Source organism: Photobacterium sp. AWH4_225 (genome assembly GCF_056158405.1).
The window spans coordinates 2,201,569-2,226,642 of the sequence record NZ_JBSWTF010000004.1; the positions used below are offsets into that span (position 1 = coordinate 2,201,569).

Here is a 25,074-nt window from a genome sequence, read left to right on the forward strand (position 1 = left end):
TTTTGCACAGCTGTGCAATTGCGATGAATACTAGGAGGCGTATATGTTGTTTTGATAGAAGATTGATGACATTGCAGTGAAAGGCTGAATGAACGCTGAACGCTTGCAGGCTGTCATTTAACTGAAAAATTACTTCTATGCGGATCTAGCCTATTACAATAGATCTGTTATTATCGTCACCAGTATTGACCAAAACAATAGGAGATAAAGATGATTGTATTAAGTACCCACTCGGCAAAGACTGCGAAGCTAACACAATAAGCGTTATAGAGCTGATATTAACCAAACAAGTATCAGCGACACTTTACTAACCGCTTTACAACTTCCTTTCTCTTGCCCGGTGTTATTCAACCCGGGGTCTATCTATATTTATTTGACCCTAAATTCTCTTTGATACGCATTATCAGAGCCAAAACTGATTAGTGGCTTGTGCGTGGGGAAAATAATGAATACTACTATTACACTTAGCCAGCTTGGTTGGCAGCCAGTTTTTCAACAACAACTAACACTTGAAGATTACGAACAAGCAAAAATTGCCCGTATTTTAGCGCATCACCGAAATGGCTATGCCTTGCAGACAGAGGATGGTTCAGCCACGCTTGATATCCACCATTCTTTACCCGCAATGACGGTAGGGGACTGGGTACTAATTGACTCAGATAACCGCTTTGTTCGCTTGTTGGAGCGAGTTTCGTTATTTAGCCGTAAGGCTGCGGGTGCCAAGGTTGCAGAGCAGTACATTGCCGCAAATGTCGATACGTTGTTTATCGTCTGTTCGTTGAACCAGGATTTTAACTTGAGCCGCATTGAGCGTTATTTGGCGATAGCGCGAGAAGCCAATGTTGAGCCTGTCGTCATACTGACCAAAGCCGATTTGTGCCAAAATAGTGATGACAAACGCCAGCAAGTGCAGGCACTTGATCCGATGTTAATGGTTGAGGTGCTAAATGCATTGGATGCTTCTTCGTATAGTGCGTTGGAATCATGGTGTCGTTCAGGCAAGACAATTGCGTTCATGGGATCGTCTGGTGTGGGCAAATCAACTCTCGTTAATACCTTGATGGGTAACGACGTTCAACAAACGGGTTCCATCCGCGAGGATGATAGCAAAGGGCGTCACACGACAACGTCACGCTCATTGCATTTCATGCCATCTGGTGCGGTACTGATTGACACACCAGGAATGCGCGAACTGCAATTGACTGATTGCGAGAACGGTGTTTCTGAAACATTTGCTGATATCGAAGCACTAAGCCAGCAATGTCGCTTTAGTGATTGTCAGCATCAGTCTGAACCCGGCTGTGCTATTCAAGATGCACTGGAAACTGGTGAGGTAGATGGACGTCGATTGCACAACTACTTCAAGCTACAGAGAGAGCAGGCCAGAAATACGGCAACCTTGAACCAGCTTAGGGATAAAGACAAACAACTTGGCAAGATGTATCGCTCTGTACAAAGCCAAAGCCGACAGCGTAAGAAAGGTTACTGACCTTAGTCAAGTTGTCTAAAAAATGAAGCCTTGTCGGTATGGTTACCGGCAAGGCTTTTTATTTTTTATATTGGGGGGACTAGTTTTTGCGAGTTTACCCGTTAATTTGCGATCGATGTTTTTGCTTGGCTTTCTTTCCGGCTTGCCCAGTAACCAGCCAATAGTGAGCCAGAAATATTGTGCCAAACCGAGAAAATGGTGCCGGCAATGGCGGAAGCAGGTGAGAAGAACTTCATCGCCAATGCGGTGGCCAGTCCCGAATTCTGTAGGCCAACTTCAAAAGCGATGGTCCGACAGGTTGACTCGTTGAAGCCTAGAAGGCGGCAACAGTAGTAGCCAGCTGTTAAGCCGAAGCCATTGTGAAGTATCACGGCAAGTGCAACCATCGGACCTACTTGGTTTAAATTCTCGGCGTTCAAAGCGACAACAATCGCGATAATCAAAACGATGGCGATCATTGAAATTAAAGGCAGTAAAGCATTCACCTTGGCAACGGCCTTATGGGCAAAAGTATTTATGACAACACCAAGCCCAACAGGTAAAAGGACAATTTTCACCAAGCTCATCAGCATTGCAGATACCGGTACATCGACCGTTTCGCCTACCAGTAACTCAACCAGAAGAGGAGTTAGGATCACGCCAAGTAGCGTTGAAATTGCGGTCATTGAGATGGAAAGCGCAACATTACCTTTGGCAAGAAATGCCATGACATTCGATGATGTTCCCCCGGCAACGCTACCTACCAGGACCATGCCAACAGTCAGTTCGGTGCTAAAGTCCAATAAAAAGCTGATAAGCAGTGCAGTCAGGGGCATGATAAGAAATTGCAGAACCACGCCGACACCGACCGCTTTTTTGTGCTGAGCAACATTGAGGAAGTCCTTGGGAGATAAGCTGATACCCATTGCAAGCATGATGATAGTCAACAAGGGAACGATTTGTGTTTTCAGCTCGACAAATAAGCTGGGAGATAAATAAGCCACTACGGCAAAGAGTATGGCCCAAACAGGGAATAGCTGGGTGATCCTTCCAATCATTACGACTTCCTTTTCAAAAATAAGGTTATTTAGTATGACAATTATATTTTCACAAAGCTTATTGATAAAAAAGCAAAAAAAGAAATACGGTTGTAGATGCTAAACTTCGCGGGTATATGTTCTTTTAATGCCGGGATGCGGGGGAATGTTAGAAAAAAGCTTACTTAATATTAGGGTAAGGTAGTTATTAATTTCGCTGCTGATGGAGGGTGAGTAGTGAAAGTCAGCGCTAAAGCGCCACTAAACAGTAGTGGCACTTTCACTTGGGGATAGTAATTAGATTTTAATGCCCATGTTTTTATCGATGATTTTATCTAGCTGACCATTTTGCTCTAACTCAGAGAGTGCTGCATTAATGCGAGCCTTAAGCTCGTCGTCTTTTGGCATCATGGTCGCAATGGTCGATTCTGTGAACTCAAATCCAGGCATTGAGCGGCAAAGTTCATCATGGTGACGTGCGCGGTAGTCCGCTTCCACTGAATCAGGGATCATTAAATCAACGGTACCATCAAGAATCCGGTCATAAACGTATTTGTTAGTAGGCTCAACATGTAGCTTGGCTTGCTTCAAATTTGCCCGGGCAAAAATAGCATTTGTTCCACCCTCGTTGATGATCACTGTCGTGTCAGGTTGGTCAATTTTTGCCAATGAATCAAATTTCTCTACGTCTTCACAGCGAGTAATAGGCGTTTTGCCGTAGTTGTAGTAACTATTTGAAAAGTAGGCATACTCTTTACGGGCATCTGTAACAGAAATACCGCTCATGCCAATGTCGTATTTTCCTGCTTGGAAATCTTCCATCAGCGTAGGCCAGCTGGTTGGTACAAGAGTAAGCTTGACGCCCAGCTGATCTGCAATAACGGCTGCAAGATCATGCTCGATACCCACATAGCTACCGTCACTGAGTTTTTCAGAAAACGGCATGTAGTCACCCGTTACACCAACACGGATTTCTTTATTTTGTTCAATTCGGTCAAGTATTTCGCCTGCAAAAGCAGAAGAGGTAGCAAGGGCAAGTGCACTGAGCAGCGCAGGAGTAAGTAATCTTGGCTTCATGTTCGGTATCTTATGTTGTGTGATGTCAGTTCATATAACAGATATAGCTGGGCCGTGGTGAGCCTCTGTTTGCTTTCTTGGTCAACATAATCGAACTAGTGAAATAGCACAAGATAAAATGTCAATGATTGGGGTGTTTTTTGGTTTTTTGCTCCGTGTAACTCTAGGTTTACATCGCTGGTGTTATCTGTGGCGAAAATCTGCTTTTGAATGTTATCTGCATCAATATTTGTCTATGCAAGTGAGAAGACTTCTTTTTAAGGCATGTTTATTAGCTGATTCTATTGATAGATTTATGTTGTAACGGAGTTTGTTGGGCTGAATGTTGACGAGGATAGAATCGATGGGCGTGGCTTTGATTATGGTGGTAGGGCTGTTTGGGGCTTATGGCGCTAGCTTCCTCAATCTGCCGATGGGAGAGCTGTTTGGGGCCACCCTAGTTGTCATTGCATGCTTAAAAGCTACCGGTAAAACAATCAGGCTGCCTGGTTTCGTTATTTTGCTCGTCCAGATTATTCTGGGGGTGAGTATAGGGGTTACTGTGAAGTTAAATCAGCTAGTTGCGGCTTTTTCGCCAATGCTGTTGATCGGTTTGATTCTCTGTATGTTATCCCAAACCATAGTGAGCTACCTGTGGTTGAATAAAAAAGAAGGTTGGCGGCCCTTTGAATCCCTGCTGGGGGCTATTCCTGGTGCACTTGGGGCAATTTTGGTGTTAAACGAGGAGCAGGAAAAGCCGTCGCCTAAGGTAATAGTTTCTCATACCATGCGGCTTTTGATGTTAGTGGTCTTAGCCGGTTACATCGCTTCACAGGGAGCGGAAGTCATCGCTGAAGATATTGTGTTTCCCGTGAGTTGGGCACTTCATCTTATCGCTATTGGCGCAATGAGTTTTCTTCTTGGCAAGTTGACGGGGTACCTTGGCTTGCCTGCGCCATTTATGGTAATGGGGCTGTTTGTCAGTCTCGCATATAACAACTGGCTACTTGGGGGAGCAATTGCGTTCGTTCCGAAAGAACTAATCATATTTGCAACGTCGATGCTTGGGGTGTTGATTGGAGTAAGGCTAGGGGAGACGACATTGCGTGAGGCATTACGTTACTCGAGAGCCGGTCTAATCATTACCACCATGGGTATTGTTATTACCATAGGTTATGCCATCCTTTTCAGCTTCATAACGACAAAAGAGTGGGAGGTATTACTCTTGGCATGGCTACCCGGTAGCGTTGAAGCAATGACCGCCGTAGCAATATTAATTGGTCTTGAGCCTGCTTTTGTCGCCATTAATCATGTGATGCGATTGAGTTTGTTATATATGCTGCCTAGTGTATGTAAAACACCGCTGCAACAGTTGAGTAAGCGCTAAAGACTAATCCCAAGATGTTAAATATAAGAAGATAGTTATTTTGTTGCTAATGTATTTTTGTTGAATCCTAAGTATTTATAATTATAACGGCAGTGTAAAATAAGATTTCAGTTTTATTGCTATAGGAGTAATGTCGAAATAAATCAAAACGTTTTGACTCTGCATTGAGTATAAAGTGTGAATCTAATCATTGATTTGGTAATCGAGAAGTATAATAGTAACAAAGTGCTTTTAATCTTGTGTGATACAAATCATTGTAAGGATAGTAATGATATCGACAGAAGAAAAATTATACTGTTCATCATGCGATAACATAACAAAACATTATGTTGTATTAGTTAGAAAATCTCCGGGAAAGGATGAAAAAGAGTCGGAGAGTTTTTGGAAAGGTTTTGTAGCAGGGTGGTTTTTAGGCCCTTTTGTTGCGTCGATGAACGAATTTGAAAGGCATTCCATCTGCTCTCTTTGTGGTAATAAGACAGTAGATGATTAATAACAATCGCTTCTCATTTGTTTACATACTTTAACTTCAAAATTCTAATTTTATAAATATAACTCATCGAAAATATAAATAACAATTCAAAGGTATAATAATGTCAGTGGTTAAGACCCCCAAAAAACTATTGGGTTTAGCTGTTATTGCTTTATTCTCAAACACAACAAGTGCATACGCAAACATCACACCAAAAATTATTAACGGTAACGAAGCGGCAACGAAAGAAGTTCCTTGGCAGGTTTATGTTGAAGTACATGATGAAACCAAGGGCAATTCCAGTTGTGGTGGAGTTGTGTTAAATAGCAATTGGATATTGACAGCAGCTCATTGTGTTGACGTTTCCATGAACGATAGTTATTACAATGTAGCCAACGCTAGTGATGTTTTTGTGGGTTCAGGAATGACCTCACTGAAAGATAATGATATGTCGGTATCTGTTGCTAAACAGGTGATTATTCACCCTGACTACTATAAAGAGCTCCCTTATAAAGATATCGCTTTAATTCAATTACGATACCCAGTTTCCAAAAAAGCTACAGCAATAAAAATGTTAAGTTTAACTGAGCAAGAAGCATTAGATCTCGAGTTAGATTTGGCAACGGATAGCAATGTTTATTCATCTGGCTGGGGGAGAACATCTAATGACTCTTCTTTGGAAGATACAAAGCGACTAAATCTACAAAAAACTGTGCTTACTGGTGTGAATGATCAACGCTGTGCCCAAGCATGGGGATTGGATGAGTGGTTCTCGAAGTTCGGTGATAATTATGTCTGCGCAAACTCAGAAAATGCTGGGGTGTGTAATGGTGACAGTGGTGGCCCACTTGTCTGGCAAGATAAATCTCATGCTGCCGATGCGGATAAAGGCTATCGCTTAGTGGGAATTACAAGCTTTGTTCATAAATCTAGGTGTGCCAATAGCGATTACCCGGATGTATTTACTCAGGTTAGCGGAGCAAAAGAGTGGATTTTAGAACAAATTACTGATTACCAAGAGCCAAATTCAAATTTTGTGTTTGATATCTTTCACCCAGAAAAAAATGGTCCGGATGTACAAGATCCTGAATCGCGAGATTCAGAACAGAAGAAAAGTTCATCAGGTGGTGGCTCATTAGGTTATCTGTCATTGCTACTGATCTCGCTACTCACTTATACAAGAAGACGCAAAGCTTGTTAGGTACAACAGGAAAAGCCTAAAACGCAATTGGAAATAATGAATGTTTGAAGTCGCAATAGGTTTCTTTATACAGTTAGTTTTATGGGTATCTATTGCGATATCTCCCGCTTTGCTTTTTATGCTTTTCGGTTTTGTTGTTTATATACAAGACTTTGGATTAGTGAGTATGTTGGCTATTCCAGTTGGCTTCATGCTAGGAGTGCTAATCGGAGTTTACTGGGCTGAGGCGATCCGTACACGTATTGGGTTGCTGCATTTTTGGGGGCGTTTGTTAAGAAACACAGAGATTACCTCGAAAAATGATGAAAAACGCCGCCACTGACTATAAATGAGATTTCAGACAGTTAGCGTAAATATCTACGTGCATATCATGGCTAAACAGATAGTTATGGCTAGATATTTATCGAATTATCTATAGTGTTGTGTCATTCTAGTGCAACTTATCAATACCTTTGTTGCATGAGAAATGACCAAATCATTATTATTCCCTATATTCGCTCTTCTTTTATCAACAACCGCCGCAGCTGCTCCGAATAATTTCAGTCATGCCAAAGTGTTAGCGAAAGAACATGTCTACTTCGACCAGACAGAGAATGGTACGTTCTACTGCGGGTGTAACTACACTTTTATGGGGAAAAGTGGTGGTCGTGTTGATCTAGATAGCTGCGGGTACGAAGTGCGAAAAAACCAAAATCGTGCCCAGCGGATTGAATGGGAACATATTGTTCCGGCGTCTAACTTTGGTCGTGCCAGACAATGTTGGCAGGAAGGTGGTCGTAAAAATTGTGTGAAGAACGATCCTGTCTTTGCTGCAATGGAAGCCGACATGCACAATCTAACGCCTTCTATCGGTGAGGTGAATGGCGACCGTTCAAACTTCAACTTCAGTCAATTCAATGCTTCTTCTCGTCAATACGGGCAATGTGATTTCAAAGTAGATTTTAAGAGCCGGTTAGCTGAGCCGAGAGATGAGGTTAAAGGCCAGATTGCTCGAACCTATTTTTATATGTTCGATCGCTATAACTTATCGATGTCTACCCAACAGCAGCGTTTACTGGTGGCCTGGGATAGGCAGTACCCAGTGTCGCAATGGGAGCTAGAGCGTAACAACCGAATTGCTAAACAAATGGGTAATGATAATCCGTTCGTTACAGGCAAAGCGGTCTGGCAGGTGGGGCATAAGAATAGTGGGGAAGGGCTAAAAACCGCCGTCAAATTGAAAGAGTCCAGCAAGGTAACGGATGAGATGAGTTATATCCGAGGCAATAAGAACAGCAAGGTTTACCACTTGCCTGTTGGTTGTCCTAGCTATGATCGTGTTAGCTCAAAGAACATTGTCAATTTCCATTCTGAGCAAGAAGCGTTATCCGCCGGTTACCGAAAAGCAGGCAACTGTTCATAATCCTATTTGTAAATCTGGCTGGGCGTGCTTGCTCAGCCAAGTCTCCCCCCCGTTTAACCCTTGTATGTGAATGATTGTAAATTAAGCGGATTATATTCTTCAAAATAGAGAAATGAGATTCCATAATTTGCAGTTGTTGGCTTTGTAATAGTGATAAGCACTAAGTTGGCTGGGTGTTTCTAAATGTAATTATATATTTATCTGTGTATCCAGTTATTCGTGTTGCAAAACTCTGACTGTTTTATATGCCGATATCGCACACCGCAATTATCAGCTTTTCGATAAGTATTCCTGATGGTAATTTTAAATTTGTTTAGATTTGCTGATTCGGGTGAGTATGGAAAGTTTAGTGGTAATCATAGCGGCAATTTTATGGACGGCTGGGCGCTATAGGATCCATTCCCCTGAGCAGTGGCGGTCTAAGCATTGGTTTATCAAAGGTCTTGCCATTACTTTGTCACTCTTTCCTGCCGTACTCTTCTTCTATTGGGATGATGTTGTAACTTCTGCTGCGTTTTTGTCAAGAAATCAGATCATCGCCTGCGAAATATCACTACGCCTCTTTCTTATTGTGATGGGGATTCAAAGCATGATGGGTATCGTGTTTATCGTGAGTTCATTGAAGAATAAAAATAAGTAATCCAAGCGCAGCCTTGGATTACTGTCAGGTTTTTACTCAGGATCAGATTCGGATGTCGATGGAATATTGATTAGGCCAGTGCCAGCATCCCGGATTAGGTTAACAGGGGAAAGAAGTACACCTTTGACCGCACCCTGTGTCGCCTGCTGAGTTAACTGCTCGCTTTTCTCTACAATCTCATCTGTTTTTGCGAGGATAACAGGTACGTCTTGTCGTATTTTTTCAGACTCAGCAAGCACCGCCGGAATTGTTCCTTTTCTATACTCTTCGGATTCAACCAACACCACAGGTATTACATCTGTCCGGTAATGCTTTATTTCATTAAGGGCTACAGGGAGTGTAGTACTGTTAACTGTGTCTACGGTTTGGATAACCGAAGGGATGGTTTCACTGCGTATTGCATGAACTTCATCTAGCAGGCGTGGAATTTTCTGATCTACCGAGGCAACGGTTTGGTTCACTCCCTCTATGGTCGTTTGTATGTCGTCGGCCAACAACAGCGCCTGTGGAGTGAGCTGTTCAAAGGTTTTCGCCAGTAATAACCACTGCTCAATCTCAAGCTTGTCAGCTGTTGCATTGATATCTGCCATCATCTGCGGGTACGTATCAACCACTTTATTAATCGTGTTGGTAAACGAGTAGATCGTGTATCCCAAGTAAAAAATAGATATGGCTAAGAGGAGTTGTACTGAGGCGGTTAAGCGATTCTTCATGACTACATCCATGTGTTCTATATCTTCTTACATGGAATTATATACTTACGTATTAGGATTAAAAGAATGAAAGGATGCCAGTGTTCATCATGTGTTGGAAAAGTGGTAAGTAGTCCGGAAATCGTTAATAGCTATATCAACTAGTTAAAGCTGAATCCAAAGAAAGCCGGAAATTAATTAAGGGCAATAAGCCGGAATTTTTCTAACTACAAATATAAAGCTGGAAAAACAGCATGTTATAAAAACATGGGGGGCTTCGGCTTCTTATCTAAATGTAGTTTAAATGGCGTGACTAATAAATATACAGAAAGGAAGTTTGCTAGAAGGTCTTAAAATTGGAGCTATTAAGATGAAAGAAAGAGCAGCAAGGTAGCTGCTCTTTGAATGAGGCTAGTTAGATGTGTTGATTTTGAGCACTTTTTCCACATCTTGAGAATTGTAAGAGTGGAAAAATGCTTTGTTGATATGTGGGTTTGTCTTGCAGCGACGAATTTGTCCTTTGGCAACTAGCGTATTGAGCTCTGTTTGGTTAATGCCAAGAAGTAATTTGACGATTTTTGCTGTCATATAAAATTCTTTTTGTGACAGCATCTGTGAGCTCCAGCTTTCCAGGTCAGTTTTTCGCCAACATAGAGAATGAAATCCGTGATTAACTGAAGTCCTGTAAGTTTGAATGCGCTGGTCTGTAAGTAGCTCCCCAAGCGAACTGCCGCATTTCTCAAACAAAAAGTCTTTTCGAATGGATTCAAGACAAAGATAGTGTTCTGCATCTCCTTCGGCAAGGGGGATTACAGCTAGTAGCTTGGCAAAGTCTCTTAGGTCAAATAACATACCAGAGATAGATTTGGCGCTTTTGAACGGTACGATCACTTTTTCCTTAATTAGAGATGATACTTCTTCAAAGGTTGAACCAAGCATTTGTTCTACGACCCATAAATCGCCGATGAACCTGGTGGACTCATTATTAATTTCTTGTCCCTGTAGCTTAAATGCTTTTCTAACCTTATTTTTTATAGCTTTCGTTGCCTGCCATTTTGTGAAAGATGGTGTGAGGCAGGGTGAGTTATAAGCCGAGATGATGGATGTATCGATTACGATACTTGGGTATTGCATAGCATCATGACTGATCACTTCCATATCTTTGCGAGCCTGTTCAATCTCGAGCGCATATTGTTTACGGGCTGCTGGTTTTGTTAGTAACTCATAGGTTGCTGTAAGGATCTCAACAAGATCTGGAATCGTATAATTTTCTAGGTATTCAGATTTGCCAGGTAGTTGGTCATATGGTCTTAGTAGTTGTCCTGCTGTATCGAGAAGGCTTTTGGATGCATCCTTGAGTGCTTTTCCTCTCAGATTGATGAGACCGTTTAGGTAAGACGGCAAAGAACCAAACGTGTCTCTGAATTCACTCAACTGGCAGGAGCAATAGCTGCAGCAATCATCGTTTATTGCTTCAAAAGATAAAGACTCATTACAGGATGGGCATTTATCTATAAGTTGAATACCATGCTTGGCACAGTGCGTCTTGAGTGAAATCTGCCAATCAATGTTTTGAATCCTTGAATGAGCCAGACAAGCTGGGCAATATCGGGCAACACTCTTAAGCAGTGGTGATAGTTTTGTTTCAGTTGCTTGCTGCTCGAAGTGGTTAATGGTTTCTTGTACGCACTCATCTGCAAGGGCTTGTAGAACTTTGATGACATATGTATAGGAACCTGTTTGTTTGAAATTAGTACAATGACTTGGCATTACATTGCATGCATTTAGTATTTCGTTGGTGTTTATGCAGCAGTTACTTTCTGCGAGTCGAGCGATAAACCCTTGAACACATTCATTGGCTTCTGGAGTCAACGAGTATGGTAGCTTCAATTTACCCATCATCTATGCCTCAAAGCTCGTTTTGAGCCAGTGTTCAACGTCGAGCAAGCTAGCCTCAAATGGGTTAAAACCCAATACATCTGATGGTTGGAACTCTTTCTCGAAAGCACTTTCTATATCATTCATGTCAATTAGCTTTTTGGCAGGGTTTGTCCTAATAGCCAGCTCTATTAATGTATGCCAGAGTCCTGGAAGACCGTCACAAGCAATATATAGACGGGTAAGAAAGTCGTCACTGAAATCGACATGATCTACAGGGCAAGCTTCGCGATACATGTTCACAAAGGCTTGAAACTCTCGGTTCCCCTTATGAGGAGGAGCGAAGCGCTCTAGCCGAGAGGTGCCAAGAAAACGGCGTCGTAATTGATCGTCAGATCGAACGAGCTTTTCTGCAACAGGTTTGCCTACTAGGATGAAAGCACACCCTGTTTCGCGCATGACGGTTTTGTAGAAGTCACATACGACTGATTCATGATTGGCTTTATACTTTTCCGTAAAGTGATGAACTTCGTCATTGGCGATGACTTTATATCCATGTTTATTTATCAGCTCTATGATTTGCTTAGTTCGTCGAGCTTCTGTATGTCTTTGGTTATCTAATTTTGATGCCCCCATTTCTTCATAAAATGCACTTTGCAAGGCTTTGAGGCTCGATGGTGAAGGGGCCTCAACAAAAAGAAAAGTATCGCAGTTAATGTCTTCGTGAGGGTGGTTTTTTATGATGTGAGTTTTGGTCACCTCTAGCATTGCTGTTTTGCCGGCACCTGCGTCTCCAAGGATCAGTACACTTCTAGGAGTTCCACCATCAACAGTACTATTTATACACATTTCAATTTTTCTGAAGGCGAGTTTTGCACTTTTGTGCATAATGTAATTATTTTGGAGTTGTTCTAATACATTCATACAAATAATCTCTCTATTTTTTAGAAAATGTCGTCATGCCGAAGTCATCATCTTGATGCTGGCGAGTTGTTGTGCGTTGTTTTGTTACTTTTCCACTCTGGTTCAAATGAACTGTTTCGTTGAGTAGCTCCTCAGTTAGTTCACACGCTTCATAGCCAGTTCTTGCATCTTTCGCGTCTGATTTAGGTTTGTTTCCTGCAGTATTTACGGCTGGCTCAGCTTTAACTCGTTTCGCTGTTTTATGTGCTTCTTCCCGGATCTTATACTCGGCAATACAGGCCTCTGCTGGCTTGTGTCTGCGTAAAGTTTTCATCTGCGCTAAATGATCCTCCAGCGTTGTTCCTGGTTGTATTACAGGTTTTATTGAAGGAACCCTAAGTAGTTCTGAAGTGCCTGGGTTTATTACAAAAATTGAGCTCATATCTAGAGGCTCGACGTAGAATTGAAGATCAATACTTCGCTCGATATCGAGGAGCTTTTGTAGTTCAGGGCTGTTGTAAAATGTATAGTATTTGTTGATACCGCTCCTATAGTTAGCTTTCCCTGTTTCTAAAGTTCCAGAGCGAGAAAAACGAATATCGAAATCGTCTGGTAAAAATGGTTTGGTTCGCTCAAATGAAGATTGCCAACGTTCGAGAGGCGTTTTAGTATCACCCGTTTGCTTTGTTATTGCATATGAGTCCACAATCCAACTGTTTAAATACTCCAGGTACTTATCCACAGTGATGGCTTTTCGCTTATTTATTTTGTCCTTTTTTCCTTCATCACGAATGTCTTCATAGGAGCACGGTAGCGTTACCTCGAATTGGTTTTTTATTTGGTAGATAAAATTTTCTACATACGGCTTTCTATAAGGAGCTTGGACTTCTGTGGTTTGATAGAGAATGCCAAAATCACCAACAAGGTTGTTGATGAAACTCTCTTGACTAAAACCAGAACCAGCATCAACAACAATCTGTTTGATAAGGCCACAACAATAAATTGCGTCCCCAGTAATTGTGGACAATATTGGATTTTGCATTGCTTGTTTGACACATAGGCGGAAACAGTTTGCACTTTCCCCTCTTTCCGAAAGAGTAACAATTGCTAATGGCATACGACTGTAAGTATCAATGGCAACACAGAAAAAAACTCGGCTAGAGATTTCTTCTTTTCCATCAGTTTCTGTAATCAGTAGAGTCTTCGGACTGTAGAAATCAAATTCGACCCTATCGAGAATATTCTCGACATGAAATCGCTGGAAATAATCCCTCATGGTTTGTTTTAGAGCAACTGAACCTTTACGCTTTTTGATTTTTTCAAACTGAGGAACTTTTTTGAGTTGCTGGCGAAACCACTCGATACAAGGGACATCAACGTCACATAAATTTAGATCGGTCAGGCAGTAGCCCTTAAAACTATCATATAATGAACGCTGTGTGACTTTTCCTCCTTTAAGGTAATGTTTATATATGTATTGTTCTGCTTTATGTTCAAGGAATACAGGGTAACGTGAACCTCTAAATCCTTTTTGTTTATGCTTCGGTAAAAAAACCTCCAGGTACCAACCGTATTTGCGAGCATTAGATAAGTGTTCGTATAAGCGGGATTTGCCAAGTGCGGGTACGCCAATTTTGTCAGCAACCTCCTTGATAGCCTTAGTTGTGATATTTTTCTCAGTCCTGAAGGCTTGAGCTAACTTCATGGTACATATTGCTTTTTCCCTATCAGATAGGGTATGTACTGAACTTAAAGTCGGCTGCTTGTATACAGGTGCAACATCTAACTTACTCTCACGTATAGCCTCACAGACTTCTGTGATACTTAGGGATAAAGGTCTTTTATCTTCATGATAGAAAGTATAATAGTTAGAGCCGATGTGCTTGAGGATGTACTCCTCATGGTTGTACATGACTGCATCATTAGTATTTAGTTGCTTAATATTAAACATAGAATTTTTTTGTATATCTGCTGTTTAAGTCGAATAATGTCTTGTAGTTAAATAATGACTCATCACTGTTAATCAGGAACGTGATCCCTTTTTTTTTAAAATGATCCGAATAACATCAAATTTTTCTTTGAATGGTTTTACATGGTTCTTTGGTTTTACTTCAATTACACGCCATTCTCCATTTGCCATTTTTACGAGAAAATCAGGAGTATAGTGATGCTGCTTACCATTAAACCAGTATTTGATGGTAAATGGCTGTGCACACTGAGAAATAACATTAATGTCTAATTCGTTGATTAAAGCCTGGCAAACTTCTCCTAAGCTCTCAAGTTTAAATGTTACGCCAGCTTTAAGACTTTTAATTCTGTAAATGTTACTCACTCTGGAGTGTCTTTTGATACTTCTCATAAATTCATTCCGATTGACTTGGTGATGCTGAATGATAGCGGCAAAAAATATAGTTTCAAGTCTAAGAAATTATATTTTTTCATGCGTTGGTTAGTATTGTTATAATTAATTGGATTCTTTTTGGTGAATATTTTTAGATTTGTTTTTTTTGGGTTTTTTGGTGGTTTCTTATAATTGTTTTTTATTTTGTTCAACTATTTCATTAAGTTGTGCAGTTAATTATATTGATATTAAATATGCTTATTTTTACTATTTTTGCTTGGTTATTCGTTAGTATTGTAATAAATAATGCTCAAGTTAAGCGGAAAAATAAAAATTTTATGAACTGATTTTTTTCTTGGTTTTTTTGAGTGTTGGCTTTTTTTAAAGCACTGAGTTGTCTAATAAATGCACAGCGCGGAGGTGTTCAATACTATTGGTGAGAATTCTTCACAATAAGATAATGACTAATTGTTGAACGAAAAATGTACAGCTTGATATGAAACGATAGTGTTATAGATCAATCGTTCTAACTTGTAAGATCTGGGAGTGGCGTGAACTTCAGTTGTGAAGAGCTTTTTATCGTACGTGTGGTTTGCATGTGAAACATTCAATCTGGTTACTTTCACAGTGCTTTTAGAAGGTGTGGGCAAAAAATGTCAGCATGAAGTTGTCTTTATCGTTTCAACTATATGTACTTTTTGTTTCAGCATGGCATTGAAAGGGTGTGTGCTTGTGTGCTTTCCAGTCTCACATGAAATCCTTTCCGGGTGAATGAGACTGATAAGAAGTAGTTAGCGAACTGAATATTAAGTGTTTATTTTCAAAGGCAGATTTAATCTGAATTCGGGTTTCCGGTAGATGCAGATTTCTTCGGTACATTTCTGAACATTGATAGTGAGATGTTGCGTCACGACATGTATGCTAGGTATACGGTATGGTTGATGTGAGTTCGCTATCTAATAGTAAATAGATGCGTCTCTAGAACAGCTTGCTTAGTAAGATCCTAGGGCAAACATGCCATCGGATGAGACTGGTTGGCCATGTATTTCTGATTTTCTGTTTTCAATTAAGTGAACAGTAAGGTATTAGAAGCGATACCTTAGTGTCTACTTGATGGTTGTGTTGTAGCAGCAGTGAGTAGAGTTACTTTGTAACTAGTTTGCTATGCACAATGCATAACTTTTTCTTTTTTGTTTCGTCATTAATTTTCAATATTTAATTAAAATACCGAGAAATAACCAATAGAAGCTAATTTACACTTGGTATCTAGATTTCGTTAATTTTGGTTTTGTAGCGAAATAGTGCTTATCAATGCTACGTCTCTAAAAATTATACCCAGCTAACGAAAAATAGAGGGTAGAGCCAGTTTTATATGACTGAGTTCAAAACGTATGTAAGTATACGTTTTAAACAATTTTGAGTTTGAGATTATGTCTGTACTTCAAGAAGAGGGCAGGACAATGATCTTAACAACTAAAGAAAAAATAGGATTTTCTCTTGGTGATATGGCTGTCAACATCGTCATAATTGCCATGCAATTAATAATTGCTTACTTTTATACCGATATATTTGGCCTCAAACCAGAACACATGGGGCTACTTTTTTTGATTGTTCGCTTTATCGACGCTTTTACTGATCCTGTGATGGGGATGATCACGGATAAAGTTCGTTCTAAACATGGCCACTACCGACCTTTCCTACTGTGGCTTGCAATACCTTTCGGTATCGCAGTTTATCTAACCTTCATGACGCCAGACTTTAGCTATCAGGGCAAAGTGATCTGGGCGTACTGTACTTATATCTTCATTACCTTAATGTTCACAGCCGTGACAATACCGTATGTGTCCTTGATTGGTGTGATCACTGATAATCCAGAAGAGCGCTTGAAGGCGAATGGTTACCGATTTGTGTTAGTGAAAGTTGCTGCTTTCTTAGTGACTGTCGCGGTGCCACTGATGGCAGAAAGCATCGGTGGAGGTGACCTTGCGTTAGGTTATCAGCGTGCAATGGGTATCATGGCGGTACTAGGGACTATCTCTCTCTTGGTATGTTTCTCTACGACAAAAGAAAGAATAAAGCCTGAGGTATCAAATGAACCAATTAAGACCCAATTCAAATATCTAGTGAAAAACGACCAGTGGGTTTTGCTGTGTCTCGCACTGAACTTCATTATGGTTGGCACGGTGATCCGTGGCTCAGTTACTCCTTATTACGCTAAATACTTCTTAGATGGTGGTGATTCGCTGATCTCTCCAATACTAACGACAGGTGTTGTCGCGTCTTTATTGGCAATGATCGCGACTACATGGGCTGTTAAGTTTGTATGCAAAATCAAACTTATCGTATGGAGTCAGATCGCAACGGCTGTATTAGCTGTATTGATGTACTTCTTTGTTGATGGAAGTTCTTTACCTCTCGCTTTCGTCTTCATCTTCTGCTTGTGGTTCTGTGCTGATATGTATCTGCCTATATTCTGGGCATCTATCGCAGAAGCTGTGGATTATGGTGAAGTTAAAACAGGAAAGCGTGTTTCAGGCCTTTCGTTTGGCGGTATCTGCTTCTTCCAAAAGTTCGGGATGGGTATTGCAGGTTGGATTTTAGGGATGTTACTGGCCTACTTTGGTTACCAAGCCGATGTTGCCCAAACTGCGAAATCATTATTGGGTATTAATCTGATGGTAACCCTTATCCCTGGTGCAATTTGCTTGGTTGTCGCGTTCATCATGTCGAAGTACATCATTACTAATGATTACTACAACTCGATTGCTAAGAAAATTAAACGAGTTGATACGACTAGTGAAGACGATGCTGGTAAGAGACAAGTAGAGATTGCTTAGGAGGCGACGATGACACATTGGGTGATGGGAGACCTCTCGCTTGATGTTTATGCAGGAGAGAGTACCAAGCAGCGAGTCATTGGAGGGACGGGAGCCAATATTGCTTCGATGATTAGTCGCTTAGGTGGTGATGTTGGACTTGTTGCGACTGTTGGACAAGATAACGAAGGTGAGTTTTTAATTCAGGTACTTAGCCATTTAGGAGTCAGAGGGGAGTTTGTTGCTGCGAAGAAGAGTGGTGCTACTTCAGTCGTAAAGGTGACGGTGGACAGCTTTGGAGAGCGTACATTTGAGCTCGTTACTTCTAAGTCCCAACAGAGTTGCGTCTGTAGCGATGATCTTCCGTCATTCAAAAAGGGTGACCACTTAGTGATATCTGGTGTGTGTCTTATTGCTAGAGAAGAGCGTTCAGTGGTTCATCAAGCTATTGAGCAAGTCAATAAGCTAAGTGGTTTGACATTTTATGATGCCAATATCCGTGAAGAACAGTGGGAATCCGATCGCAACGAAATTATTAAGAGCAATCTTGATGTTATCGATAAGGTAACAGTAGTCAAACTCTCTGATGAAGAGCTGCTGTTCCTAACCGGTGCAAGTGACTACAACCAAGCAATAAAGCATGCACACCTTTGGGGTTGTCAGTGTGTGGTAGTTACTAAGGGCTCACAAGGGTGTGACTTATTAAAGAGCGGAGAGTTAATTTCAACGCATGGAGTGGAAGCCCGAGTGGTAGATACAACCGGCGCCGGTGATGCATTTAGCGGAACATTGAGTTATCTCATGACGGCTAATCACGGTGAGGTATCTATAAATGAGATGCAACGCTATTTACAGGTTGCTAACTATGTTGGTGCTATTGTCGTCGGAGGAAAAGGGGCGATTGAACCCCAGCCGACAATAGAGCAAATACAAAAACATTTCAGTCATAGGTGAGTTACAAGATTATGCATAATAAAATTTTAGGCTGTATCGTAGGTGCAGCAACGGGCGACGCCATGGGTGCTGCAACAGAAGTTAGATCTATTAAACAAATCCATGAATACTTTGGTGGTGATGTAAAAGACTTTTATGCGCCACCACAAGATACATATGGTCGCTGTAACTCGGCTGGAATGTGTACTGATGACTTCATTCAGGCTAAGTACATCATGGATGAACTAATAGCGAATCAAGGTCAATTTAACGATGAGGTGATGAAAAAGGCCTTCAGGCGTTGGTTAGATTACCCGTTTTATCCAAATTTCACCGGGCCTTCTACTCGAGCGGCGATGAAAAAGATTTTCTCAGATACTCGAGCTTCGCTTCAAGAGAGTGTCAGCTCTTCTAATGAAACGGTTGAAATCATTAATAATGGCAACTTTGGAGCGACCAACGGTGCATCAATGAAGATATGGCCGGCTGCTTTAATGAGCTTAAACGATAGATCTAAGCTGATTAAAAACACCTATGAGATCACTAAGTTTACGCATAATAACGTGCTCTCGGTATCTGGTGCTAGCGCAGTAGCCGGTGCTGTATTGACAAGCTTTGATACTAACGAGTTAACGGATGTGTTTGAAGCGGCGCTTCGATATGCTCATGACGGGTACAAGTTTGCACAGCAGCAAGGTGCAATTGAACTAGCCGGCCCCAGCGTCATCAAGCGTATGGAGCTGGCAATTCGAATCGGTGAGCAGTTTGAACGTTGGGAAGATGCAGTTGTTGAGATTGCCGATGTCATTGGTTGTGGCATTCATATTAGTGAGGCTGTTCCTGCTGTTTTTGGCATATTGGCATGTTGTGGCAACAATCCAAACGAATCGATCTATGCCGGGGTTAATGCTGGTGATGACACGGATACCATTGCGACGATGCTAGGTGCAATTGTTGGAACGCTTCACGGAGCGGATGCATTAGAAAGCCGCTTCATTAAAACAATCAATGAAGCGAACCAATATGATCTCAAGCTCTATGCTGAACAAGTAGAGAAAACCTTTGCTTAGCCTGTGACTTACAACATGGACAGCAAGAGTAGCCATTGACACAATGGCTACTCTTGGAGGGACTATGATTGATAAAGATTCGTATAAACCGGCTTATGCCCAAGCCGTAGATATCCTTACTAACCGTATTATTGATGGCACATATCCTATCGGTTCTCCATTACCGTCACAAAAGTTCCTCTGTCAAGAATTCAATATAAGCGATATCGTGATCAGGAAAGCTTGGCAAGTTCTGCTTCAGAAAGGCGTTATCAGCTCGCAAAGAGGCGTTGGGACTCGTGTCGTTAAAGCGCCTGAAAAGATCCCTGTTGTTCATGACTTAAAGCAAGGTATGACACTATCCTATGATACTAAGCGAGAATTTAAGACTCGTATATTGAAGCATGAGATGAGAGATGAAGCCTTACACGTTTTACGTTACCGATATCTAGGCTCAAAAGTGATTGCGACCGAAAAAAACATTATCTATGTAAACCGAGTGCCCGGATTTAACATTGAGCGTTTTCTTGACCAGGGGTCGCTATACAAAGAGATAAGTCAACATTGTCATTTAGCCTACGACAAAATTCGTGAGTCAATTGATGCGGTATTGCCAGATCGTCAGACTGCGGACTTACTTTCAATCAATAAATTTGAACCGATTCTCAATGTTTGTCGAGTGATGGAAAAGCGAGGTGTTGTCATAGAAGATACTGAGTATTTTATCCTATCTAAATACTACGGCGAGATAGTGATTAGTTGTTAAGATTCATGGTTTTATGTGATGGTCGTTAGCTGTTTACTTAAGTTTGTTTTGCATCTCAGTGCTACCAGAAAGCGGTGGCCAAGTTAGGTGCTTGCCAATAATCTGATATGCGTTTTGTTGTTAAGCAATTAATTTTCATGAAAAATCACCATCGCTATCTACTTGCTTCTCACTAGGAGTTAGAACTAACTGCCTGACTCACTCGCAAATTGCCTTTAATCAGCGCCTAAAAGATATTTTTTAAACCGAAAAGTAAATTTCAGCGCTATTTGCACCGAATTAGTGTTACCGATGATGAAAATAGGAAGTTAAATCTACACTTTTCGGGGACTTCTAGGTAATAAGGGACAGTATAATCTCTACACATGCAGTAAAGTCTCAATATTTCAATGTTTTGTACTAATAAATGCACAGTGTGGAAGTTCTCATAAAGCGATTCCGATGAATCGTTGAGAGTAAAGTTGTGCAACGTGATCTGCGAAGGGCGAGAACTTCAGTTTGTGAATAGCTTTTGATTGTTTGTGTGGTTTGTATGTAAATATACTCAAGCTGTTTGTTTACACAGTGGTTTTAGATGGTAAGAGTAAGAAGGCGTCAGTTTGTGTCGGTTCCAGTCTCATTTGGGATTCTGTCCGGCAAAATGAGATTATTGTTTTGAGTTTATATTACTGATAAATATGGCTTTAATTGTTTTGCAGGGTGGGCTGGACATCAAGGCTGTCCAGGTTGTAGAGAGTAATAAAGGCGAATTTTTGTGATGAATTTTTTATGATCATCACCTTGTTAGAGTTGGCTTACACAGTAAGTTAAGGTTGTGTGGGCAAGAAAACGTCAGCATTTAGCCATCTTCATTGTCTCAGTTCAGCACAGTTATTGAGTCATCATGGAAGTGAATGGTAGGGATGCTATTTGGTTTTCCACAAAGTTTATTTAGGGTGTTAAGGCTGATGTGAGTTTTCTATCCAATAGTAAATCGATGCTTTTTTAGGCCGGTCTTCGTACAAGGGGCTTAGGGCCTAAAGGTCTTCGAGCGACGGGCTGACATACAAATTAATGATTTTCCGGTTTCAGTTAAGTGAACAGTAAGGTATTAAAAATGATACTTTACTGTCGACTAATGGGCTGATGTTCCGGTCGATAGGGAAATTGTGTAACCAGGGTCAATTCGAAAGTTACGTTCCTATTTCAACGAGCTTTTAGCAACGTCTTAATGTAGTAGGTGGTCAAGAACTGCTTGGTAGTAACAAAGGTAAAATCACTTTTGCCCCGAAGTAAGTTAGTTACAGTGATACTGCTTACTTCTTGAACGGTTGAACTCAAGGCTTCAAAATATTTTATTCCCTAATGGATCCTCCCTTTGAAATGTTTGTTGGGATACAAACATCTCTTTCCCTTTACTGGGCGGGGCATCCCAAAATTAGCGTGAAAAGCACAAAAATCAATTTGATTGGATACATGGTTATTAATCATATTTTTTATGGGTTTACACTGATATTTTAAACGCTAAAGTGCTGGTTTTAATCCATTAGATGAAAACGCAATGAAAGTTAAAATTAATAAACTAAACCGCACAGAAAAATTTAAAAACCTACAAGAGGGCGTTGCATCTCGTATCTCCGAAAATGGCACTGGTAATGATAGGAAAAGCATACCTTTCCGTCCTTATGAGGAGACTCGACTAATTTTGAATCAATTAGCGTTAGATGTATCAGGTGCGACAGGAAAGGTTGTAAAGGTGCACGACCTGATGATTGAAGCAGTGAATGACTTGCTCGCCAAATACGGTGTTGATCATATCGCCCAGCGTCCAGATAGAAGAAAAACTCAACACCAGGGAGCTTAGGATTAAAAAATCACAGTCGATGAATATCGACGTGTAAGGCAGGTGCGTAACTTGAGAACTAGAATATAGGAGCATGACAGAATCGGTTGGTATTTATCCCGCCATGTTCCCTCAGTAATGACAACATCAACATATGAAGAAGCCACAGTGTATGGATTGGTTGTGACTTATCAGCAAATCTATCAGATCGAGTGTTCGACGAAATGACATAGTGTCGATTCTACGAACAAACACTAGTTTGAATCAGGTTTATAGTTTAATTCGCGAAGTGTGCTATGCGATACGAAAAGGCCTGCTAGTTATAACAATTTTTCCTCGAGCTCTGGCTTCTGAAGCGCTTCTGATGGCGTACAAGAAAGGTCTTCACTAAAGCTTGTTAACCAGTGGTAGACACCGATGTCGCTCAAGGGTGACAATATTGCACATAACTTTGGCACCGTTTCAAATACTTCGGAACTTCTCATACCTATCTAAAACAACGGCACTTTTACCTAGCTGTCATCATCAAAAAAATTGAAAACAAAAAGTTGGTGTTCTATCTTTGATTGATAATCGCTGTTGCATCTGCAGCATTTTCGTAGCCAAGCAGGTTCAAAGCATCTTCAGCTGACACAAGTGGAAATTTAGCAAAGCGTTCTTTCATCCAGTCGTACAGATCCATCTACGCTCCTTAAAATTGACCGAAGCCAATTTTGACACCTTATTTTAGATCGTACCACTGGTGTCGACAGACGTCCTAGGGCGTGTAAGGCTGCGCTCACAGGTTATCAGAACCGCAGATGGTCGGCAGCCGAGACCATAGCTGAGATCGTTCAGTGAGATGAACCATGCGCAGCGCGCCCCCTGCTCAGCGTCTTTAGTCTTTTGCTTTTGGTGAACAATAATCACACCTAGTCATCGATGTTGAAAATAATTAATTGGGAAAGCTAGTGAACGTATGTGTGGTGAACATGAAGTGGCTCTTTTTAAGCTTGTTCACACTACTAAACAGCCAGGGGCCGCTTAGTGTCAAGGGATCTAAAAACCTCCAACTACCTTGGTGAACATTTCCACTAAATATAATATATTTCCCGTCCTGGCGGGTCGACTCGGCAGTACTGGTTGGAAGCCGGGCGGGTCGAATATTTATGGCCTGCCTGAAGCTGGAGACCCGGGCCAATTCCGCCTTTATCCTGGAGCATCTGGACGGCGTGACCGAAGAGGTGTTACTGCCATCAAAGGTACGTGCCATTTCCATCTTGCCGACCGTCAGCTGGTAGCAGGAGAAGGCGTGGAGCTGCTTGCACTCAGTGATGCGTTCTTTGGAAGCAAGGCGGCACTGGAAGATACCTAGATCATGCAAAAAAACCTGCTCACCATTCTCAATGTGACCATGCGCTTCTGGTTTAAGCAGGATGACGAAAAGCTTTGCGCGTGGTTTAAGAAGAAGATGATCAAGCACCTTGACGGACTGATGGAGATGGCCGATGAAAGGTGACCGATGTTCGCTTCAACACTGCGTATCGGTTCATGGCTCGCTCACGCCGCCATTACAAGCATTTCATGGCTTATCGTGCGGGCTATAAGCCAGTCAGTTACCTTACCGGGCGTCCCCACCTCAAAAGGCTGGCGATCCGGCCCGTCGATGCCGAAGATTTAATGCGCCTGTTTAACCTTAAGCGACACCATTTGCCCAAATTGCTGAGAAACTGGATGCTGCTGGAAGATGACCAGTGGATCCGTTATCCCTGGAACGGCTGCGATCACACGTTCATGTTGATCGGCGATATTTATCTCTAAAACGGATATGGCGCCCAAGGTTCACCCAGGACGCCATTCACAGGTTGCCGCTTTTCTCCTTTGGTAAGGCTTAGAAGCGGCATATGCCATTGTCACGACCACCCTATGCAAATCAACCCGGAGTAGCAGAGCGGTCTGCTAGGCTTTTGCTGCCCGGCGCTCCTCCTCATGATGCTGACTGTGAACCTCAGGGTTGAGAAGTTCTATGTTGTCCAGATCTAACGCCTTGTCCGGATCGTCTGCTCGACGGATTGTGTGATGGGCCTCCGCGTTGGCGGCCAGCGGCTCACCGGAACGCTCGCAATGCGTCACGCCGTCCCGGGCAATCTTTTGGCTTTTAAGTGTTCTCTGGCCTTTTCTGATCTTCACCTCCTCTACGCTGCGATCTCTTTCGGATTCCTGGTTGTCCCTAACTTTCACCAGGCAGGTGGAAGCGTAGCGCAGATGTTCTCTTTTTTGCGCGTCGTAGGGTTTTTCGATTCGATTATCGATTTCTTTTCTCAGAGCCGGGGTGCGAATGTACCACTCGCCGCCGGACTTAAACTTGTCTTTGTCGCGTTGTTCGGCCGTGAACTTCTTCGCCCCGACATCGTCTGTATTCAGCAGTATTTTTGTCCCTTTGGCGTTTATTCCGGTTTTGCCATCCGGGGTTCTTACGGAGTGGTTTTCCACCGTTTCTTTAACCTTTTTGCCTGTTGTCGGGCTTAAGGCGGCAGGAGGCTCCGGGAGATTTAAATCCTCTGCAGTGAGCGGGATAACCATGAGTTCATTCTTTTCCGTTGCCATGATTATTCCCCTTTTTCCAGTTCAGCGGCAGCCAGTTCGCCGGATATGTTTTCTACTGTGTCAAAGTCATCCATGGGGATGTTCGCTTGCTCTAACAGGGCCTTTAAATTCTCGAAGGCTAGCCTTGTTTTTTCATCGTGATAAAGGTCAGCTCTCAAGATATGACTGATTTTATTTCGCCAGCGTTTTGCTTCGGTACGGCCTGACTGGGTGTAAAAGTGATCGAGGAAACCCAGCTGCTCAGTCCTGTTCTCGCCGTCAATTTCGGTAAGGCAGAAAATCACCCTGGCTCGTTCGCTTATAAACACTTGCTTTTCACGGATGTGGTACTCGTAGACCCATTCAATGGCCTGGAGGAGCTCCTCGTCCGTCTGGGTTTTAATGGCGATAAACGGCGGGAGGTCTGCCTGCAGCAACGTTTTGATTTTATCCGGCGATCCCGCCTTCTTCAGTTCTTCAGTGGTCTTTATTGACAGAATGTCAGATTTCATAAGTTGTTTTCCTTTTTGGGTTAACCAGGACTGAACTCAAAATTGAGTTTACAGTCGTATTAAGGGAAGTGAAACTGCTTCATTTGGCGTTAAAAATACAACTAATTAGCCAATAAGGGAGGATAATTTAATAA

Annotated in this window: 23 protein-coding genes and 1 pseudogene; 14 read left to right on the forward strand and 10 right to left on the reverse strand. The window is 41.8% G+C overall.

The window, feature by feature from the left end:
- Window positions 1–445 precede the first annotated feature (445 nt).
- Window positions 446–1,489 (forward strand): ribosome small subunit-dependent GTPase A, encoded by a 1,044-nt coding sequence (gene rsgA / locus ACXAD4_RS27085; protein WP_475245147.1) that lies wholly within the window; start codon window positions 446–448, stop codon window positions 1,487–1,489.
- Between the two features lie 101 nt (window positions 1,490–1,590).
- Here rsgA and ACXAD4_RS27090 read toward each other — a convergent pair whose 3' ends face one another.
- On the reverse strand, window positions 1,591–2,526 hold the full coding sequence (locus ACXAD4_RS27090) for a bile acid:sodium symporter family protein (protein WP_475245148.1): 936 nt from the start codon (window positions 2,524–2,526) through the stop codon (window positions 1,591–1,593).
- Between the two features lie 276 nt (window positions 2,527–2,802).
- Window positions 2,803–3,582 (reverse strand): transporter substrate-binding domain-containing protein, encoded by a 780-nt coding sequence (locus ACXAD4_RS27095; protein ID WP_475245149.1) that lies wholly within the window; start codon window positions 3,580–3,582, stop codon window positions 2,803–2,805.
- Window positions 3,583–3,925: 343 nt separating this feature from the next.
- Between ACXAD4_RS27095 and ACXAD4_RS27100 the strand changes: the two genes are divergently transcribed.
- The 6 genes and pseudogenes from ACXAD4_RS27100 to ACXAD4_RS27125 all read left to right on the forward strand — a co-directional run bounded on the left by ACXAD4_RS27100 (window position 3,926) and on the right by ACXAD4_RS27125 (window position 8,663).
- Window positions 3,926–4,948 (forward strand): AbrB family transcriptional regulator, encoded by a 1,023-nt coding sequence (locus ACXAD4_RS27100; RefSeq protein ID WP_475245150.1) that lies wholly within the window; start codon window positions 3,926–3,928, stop codon window positions 4,946–4,948.
- A 593-nt stretch (window positions 4,949–5,541) separates the two neighbouring features.
- Window positions 5,542–6,621 (forward strand): S1 family peptidase, encoded by a 1,080-nt coding sequence (locus ACXAD4_RS27105; RefSeq protein ID WP_475245151.1) that lies wholly within the window; start codon window positions 5,542–5,544, stop codon window positions 6,619–6,621.
- Window positions 6,622–6,661: 40 nt separating this feature from the next.
- Window positions 6,662–6,943, forward strand: a complete 282-nt coding sequence (locus tag ACXAD4_RS27110) for a hypothetical protein (protein WP_475245152.1) — start codon at window positions 6,662–6,664, stop codon at window positions 6,941–6,943.
- A gap of 144 nt (window positions 6,944–7,087) precedes the next feature.
- Window positions 7,088–7,771, forward strand: a pseudogene (locus ACXAD4_RS27115) (endonuclease); the annotation flags it as partial.
- A gap of 96 nt (window positions 7,772–7,867) precedes the next feature.
- Complete coding sequence (locus ACXAD4_RS27120; protein ID WP_475245672.1) at window positions 7,868–8,023, forward strand: sunset domain-containing protein; 156 nt, start codon at window positions 7,868–7,870, stop codon at window positions 8,021–8,023.
- Window positions 8,024–8,360: 337 nt separating this feature from the next.
- The gene (locus ACXAD4_RS27125) at window positions 8,361–8,663 is read left to right on the forward strand and encodes a hypothetical protein (protein WP_475245153.1); all 303 of its coding nucleotides are present in this window, start codon (window positions 8,361–8,363) and stop codon (window positions 8,661–8,663) included.
- Between the two features lie 32 nt (window positions 8,664–8,695).
- On the opposite strand, the gene ACXAD4_RS27130 is transcribed toward ACXAD4_RS27125, so the two are convergent.
- The 5 genes from ACXAD4_RS27130 to ACXAD4_RS27150 form a co-directional block, all read right to left on the reverse strand.
- On the reverse strand, window positions 8,696–9,376 hold the full coding sequence (locus ACXAD4_RS27130) for a hypothetical protein (RefSeq protein ID WP_475245154.1): 681 nt from the start codon (window positions 9,374–9,376) through the stop codon (window positions 8,696–8,698).
- A gap of 390 nt (window positions 9,377–9,766) precedes the next feature.
- Entirely contained in the window at window positions 9,767–11,257 is a 1,491-nt protein-coding gene (locus tag ACXAD4_RS27135) for a TniQ family protein (RefSeq protein ID WP_475245155.1), read from the reverse strand.
- A complete protein-coding gene (locus ACXAD4_RS27140; RefSeq protein WP_187464514.1) occupies window positions 11,258–12,157 on the reverse strand; it encodes a TniB family NTP-binding protein in 900 nt (299 codons plus the stop codon).
- 13 nt (window positions 12,158–12,170) lie between these two features.
- Window positions 12,171–14,087, reverse strand: coding sequence for a hypothetical protein (locus ACXAD4_RS27145; protein WP_475245157.1), 1,917 nt, complete (start codon window positions 14,085–14,087; stop codon window positions 12,171–12,173).
- Between the two features lie 72 nt (window positions 14,088–14,159).
- Entirely contained in the window at window positions 14,160–14,495 is a 336-nt protein-coding gene (locus ACXAD4_RS27150; RefSeq protein ID WP_475245158.1) for a Tn7 transposase TnsA N-terminal domain-containing protein, read from the reverse strand.
- 1,442 nt (window positions 14,496–15,937) lie between these two features.
- Here ACXAD4_RS27150 and ACXAD4_RS27155 point away from each other — a divergent pair.
- The 5 genes from ACXAD4_RS27155 (at window position 15,938) to ACXAD4_RS27175 (ending at window position 21,884) form a co-directional block, all read left to right on the forward strand.
- Complete coding sequence (locus ACXAD4_RS27155; protein ID WP_475245159.1) at window positions 15,938–17,314, forward strand: MFS transporter; 1,377 nt, start codon at window positions 15,938–15,940, stop codon at window positions 17,312–17,314.
- A 9-nt stretch (window positions 17,315–17,323) separates the two neighbouring features.
- Complete coding sequence (locus ACXAD4_RS27160) at window positions 17,324–18,247, forward strand: carbohydrate kinase family protein (protein WP_475245161.1); 924 nt, start codon at window positions 17,324–17,326, stop codon at window positions 18,245–18,247.
- Window positions 18,248–18,258: 11 nt separating this feature from the next.
- Entirely contained in the window at window positions 18,259–19,296 is a 1,038-nt protein-coding gene (locus tag ACXAD4_RS27165; protein ID WP_475245162.1) for an ADP-ribosylglycohydrolase family protein, read from the forward strand.
- A 64-nt stretch (window positions 19,297–19,360) separates the two neighbouring features.
- Window positions 19,361–20,041, forward strand: coding sequence for a GntR family transcriptional regulator (locus ACXAD4_RS27170; RefSeq protein WP_475245164.1), 681 nt, complete (start codon window positions 19,361–19,363; stop codon window positions 20,039–20,041).
- A gap of 1,540 nt (window positions 20,042–21,581) precedes the next feature.
- Window positions 21,582–21,884 (forward strand): hypothetical protein, encoded by a 303-nt coding sequence (locus ACXAD4_RS27175; RefSeq protein ID WP_475245166.1) that lies wholly within the window; start codon window positions 21,582–21,584, stop codon window positions 21,882–21,884.
- A gap of 535 nt (window positions 21,885–22,419) precedes the next feature.
- Here ACXAD4_RS27175 and ACXAD4_RS27180 read toward each other — a convergent pair.
- Window positions 22,420–22,545 carry a hypothetical protein gene (locus ACXAD4_RS27180; RefSeq protein WP_475245167.1) on the reverse strand — a complete coding sequence of 42 codons (126 nt, stop codon included), beginning with the start codon at window positions 22,543–22,545 and terminating at the stop codon, window positions 22,420–22,422.
- A gap of 675 nt (window positions 22,546–23,220) precedes the next feature.
- On the opposite strand from ACXAD4_RS27180, the gene ACXAD4_RS27185 reads away from it, so the two are divergent.
- Together ACXAD4_RS27185 and ACXAD4_RS27190 are read left to right on the forward strand one after the other, a co-directional pair.
- The gene (locus ACXAD4_RS27185) at window positions 23,221–23,361 is read left to right on the forward strand and encodes a hypothetical protein (RefSeq protein WP_475245168.1); all 141 of its coding nucleotides are present in this window, start codon (window positions 23,221–23,223) and stop codon (window positions 23,359–23,361) included.
- On the forward strand, window positions 23,358–23,663 hold the full coding sequence (locus ACXAD4_RS27190) for a hypothetical protein (protein WP_475245169.1): 306 nt from the start codon (window positions 23,358–23,360) through the stop codon (window positions 23,661–23,663). The genes ACXAD4_RS27185 and ACXAD4_RS27190 overlap by 4 nt, the downstream gene beginning before the upstream one ends.
- Window positions 23,664–23,801: 138 nt before the next feature.
- Here ACXAD4_RS27190 and ACXAD4_RS27195 read toward each other — a convergent pair whose 3' ends face one another.
- Both ACXAD4_RS27195 and ACXAD4_RS27200 read right to left on the reverse strand, forming a co-directional pair.
- Window positions 23,802–24,449: a hypothetical protein gene (locus ACXAD4_RS27195; protein ID WP_475245170.1), complete on the reverse strand. Its 648-nt coding sequence runs from the start codon at window positions 24,447–24,449 to the stop codon at window positions 23,802–23,804.
- Between the two features lie 2 nt (window positions 24,450–24,451).
- Window positions 24,452–24,940: a hypothetical protein gene (locus tag ACXAD4_RS27200; RefSeq protein ID WP_475245171.1), complete on the reverse strand. Its 489-nt coding sequence runs from the start codon at window positions 24,938–24,940 to the stop codon at window positions 24,452–24,454.
- Window positions 24,941–25,074 lie beyond the last annotated feature (134 nt).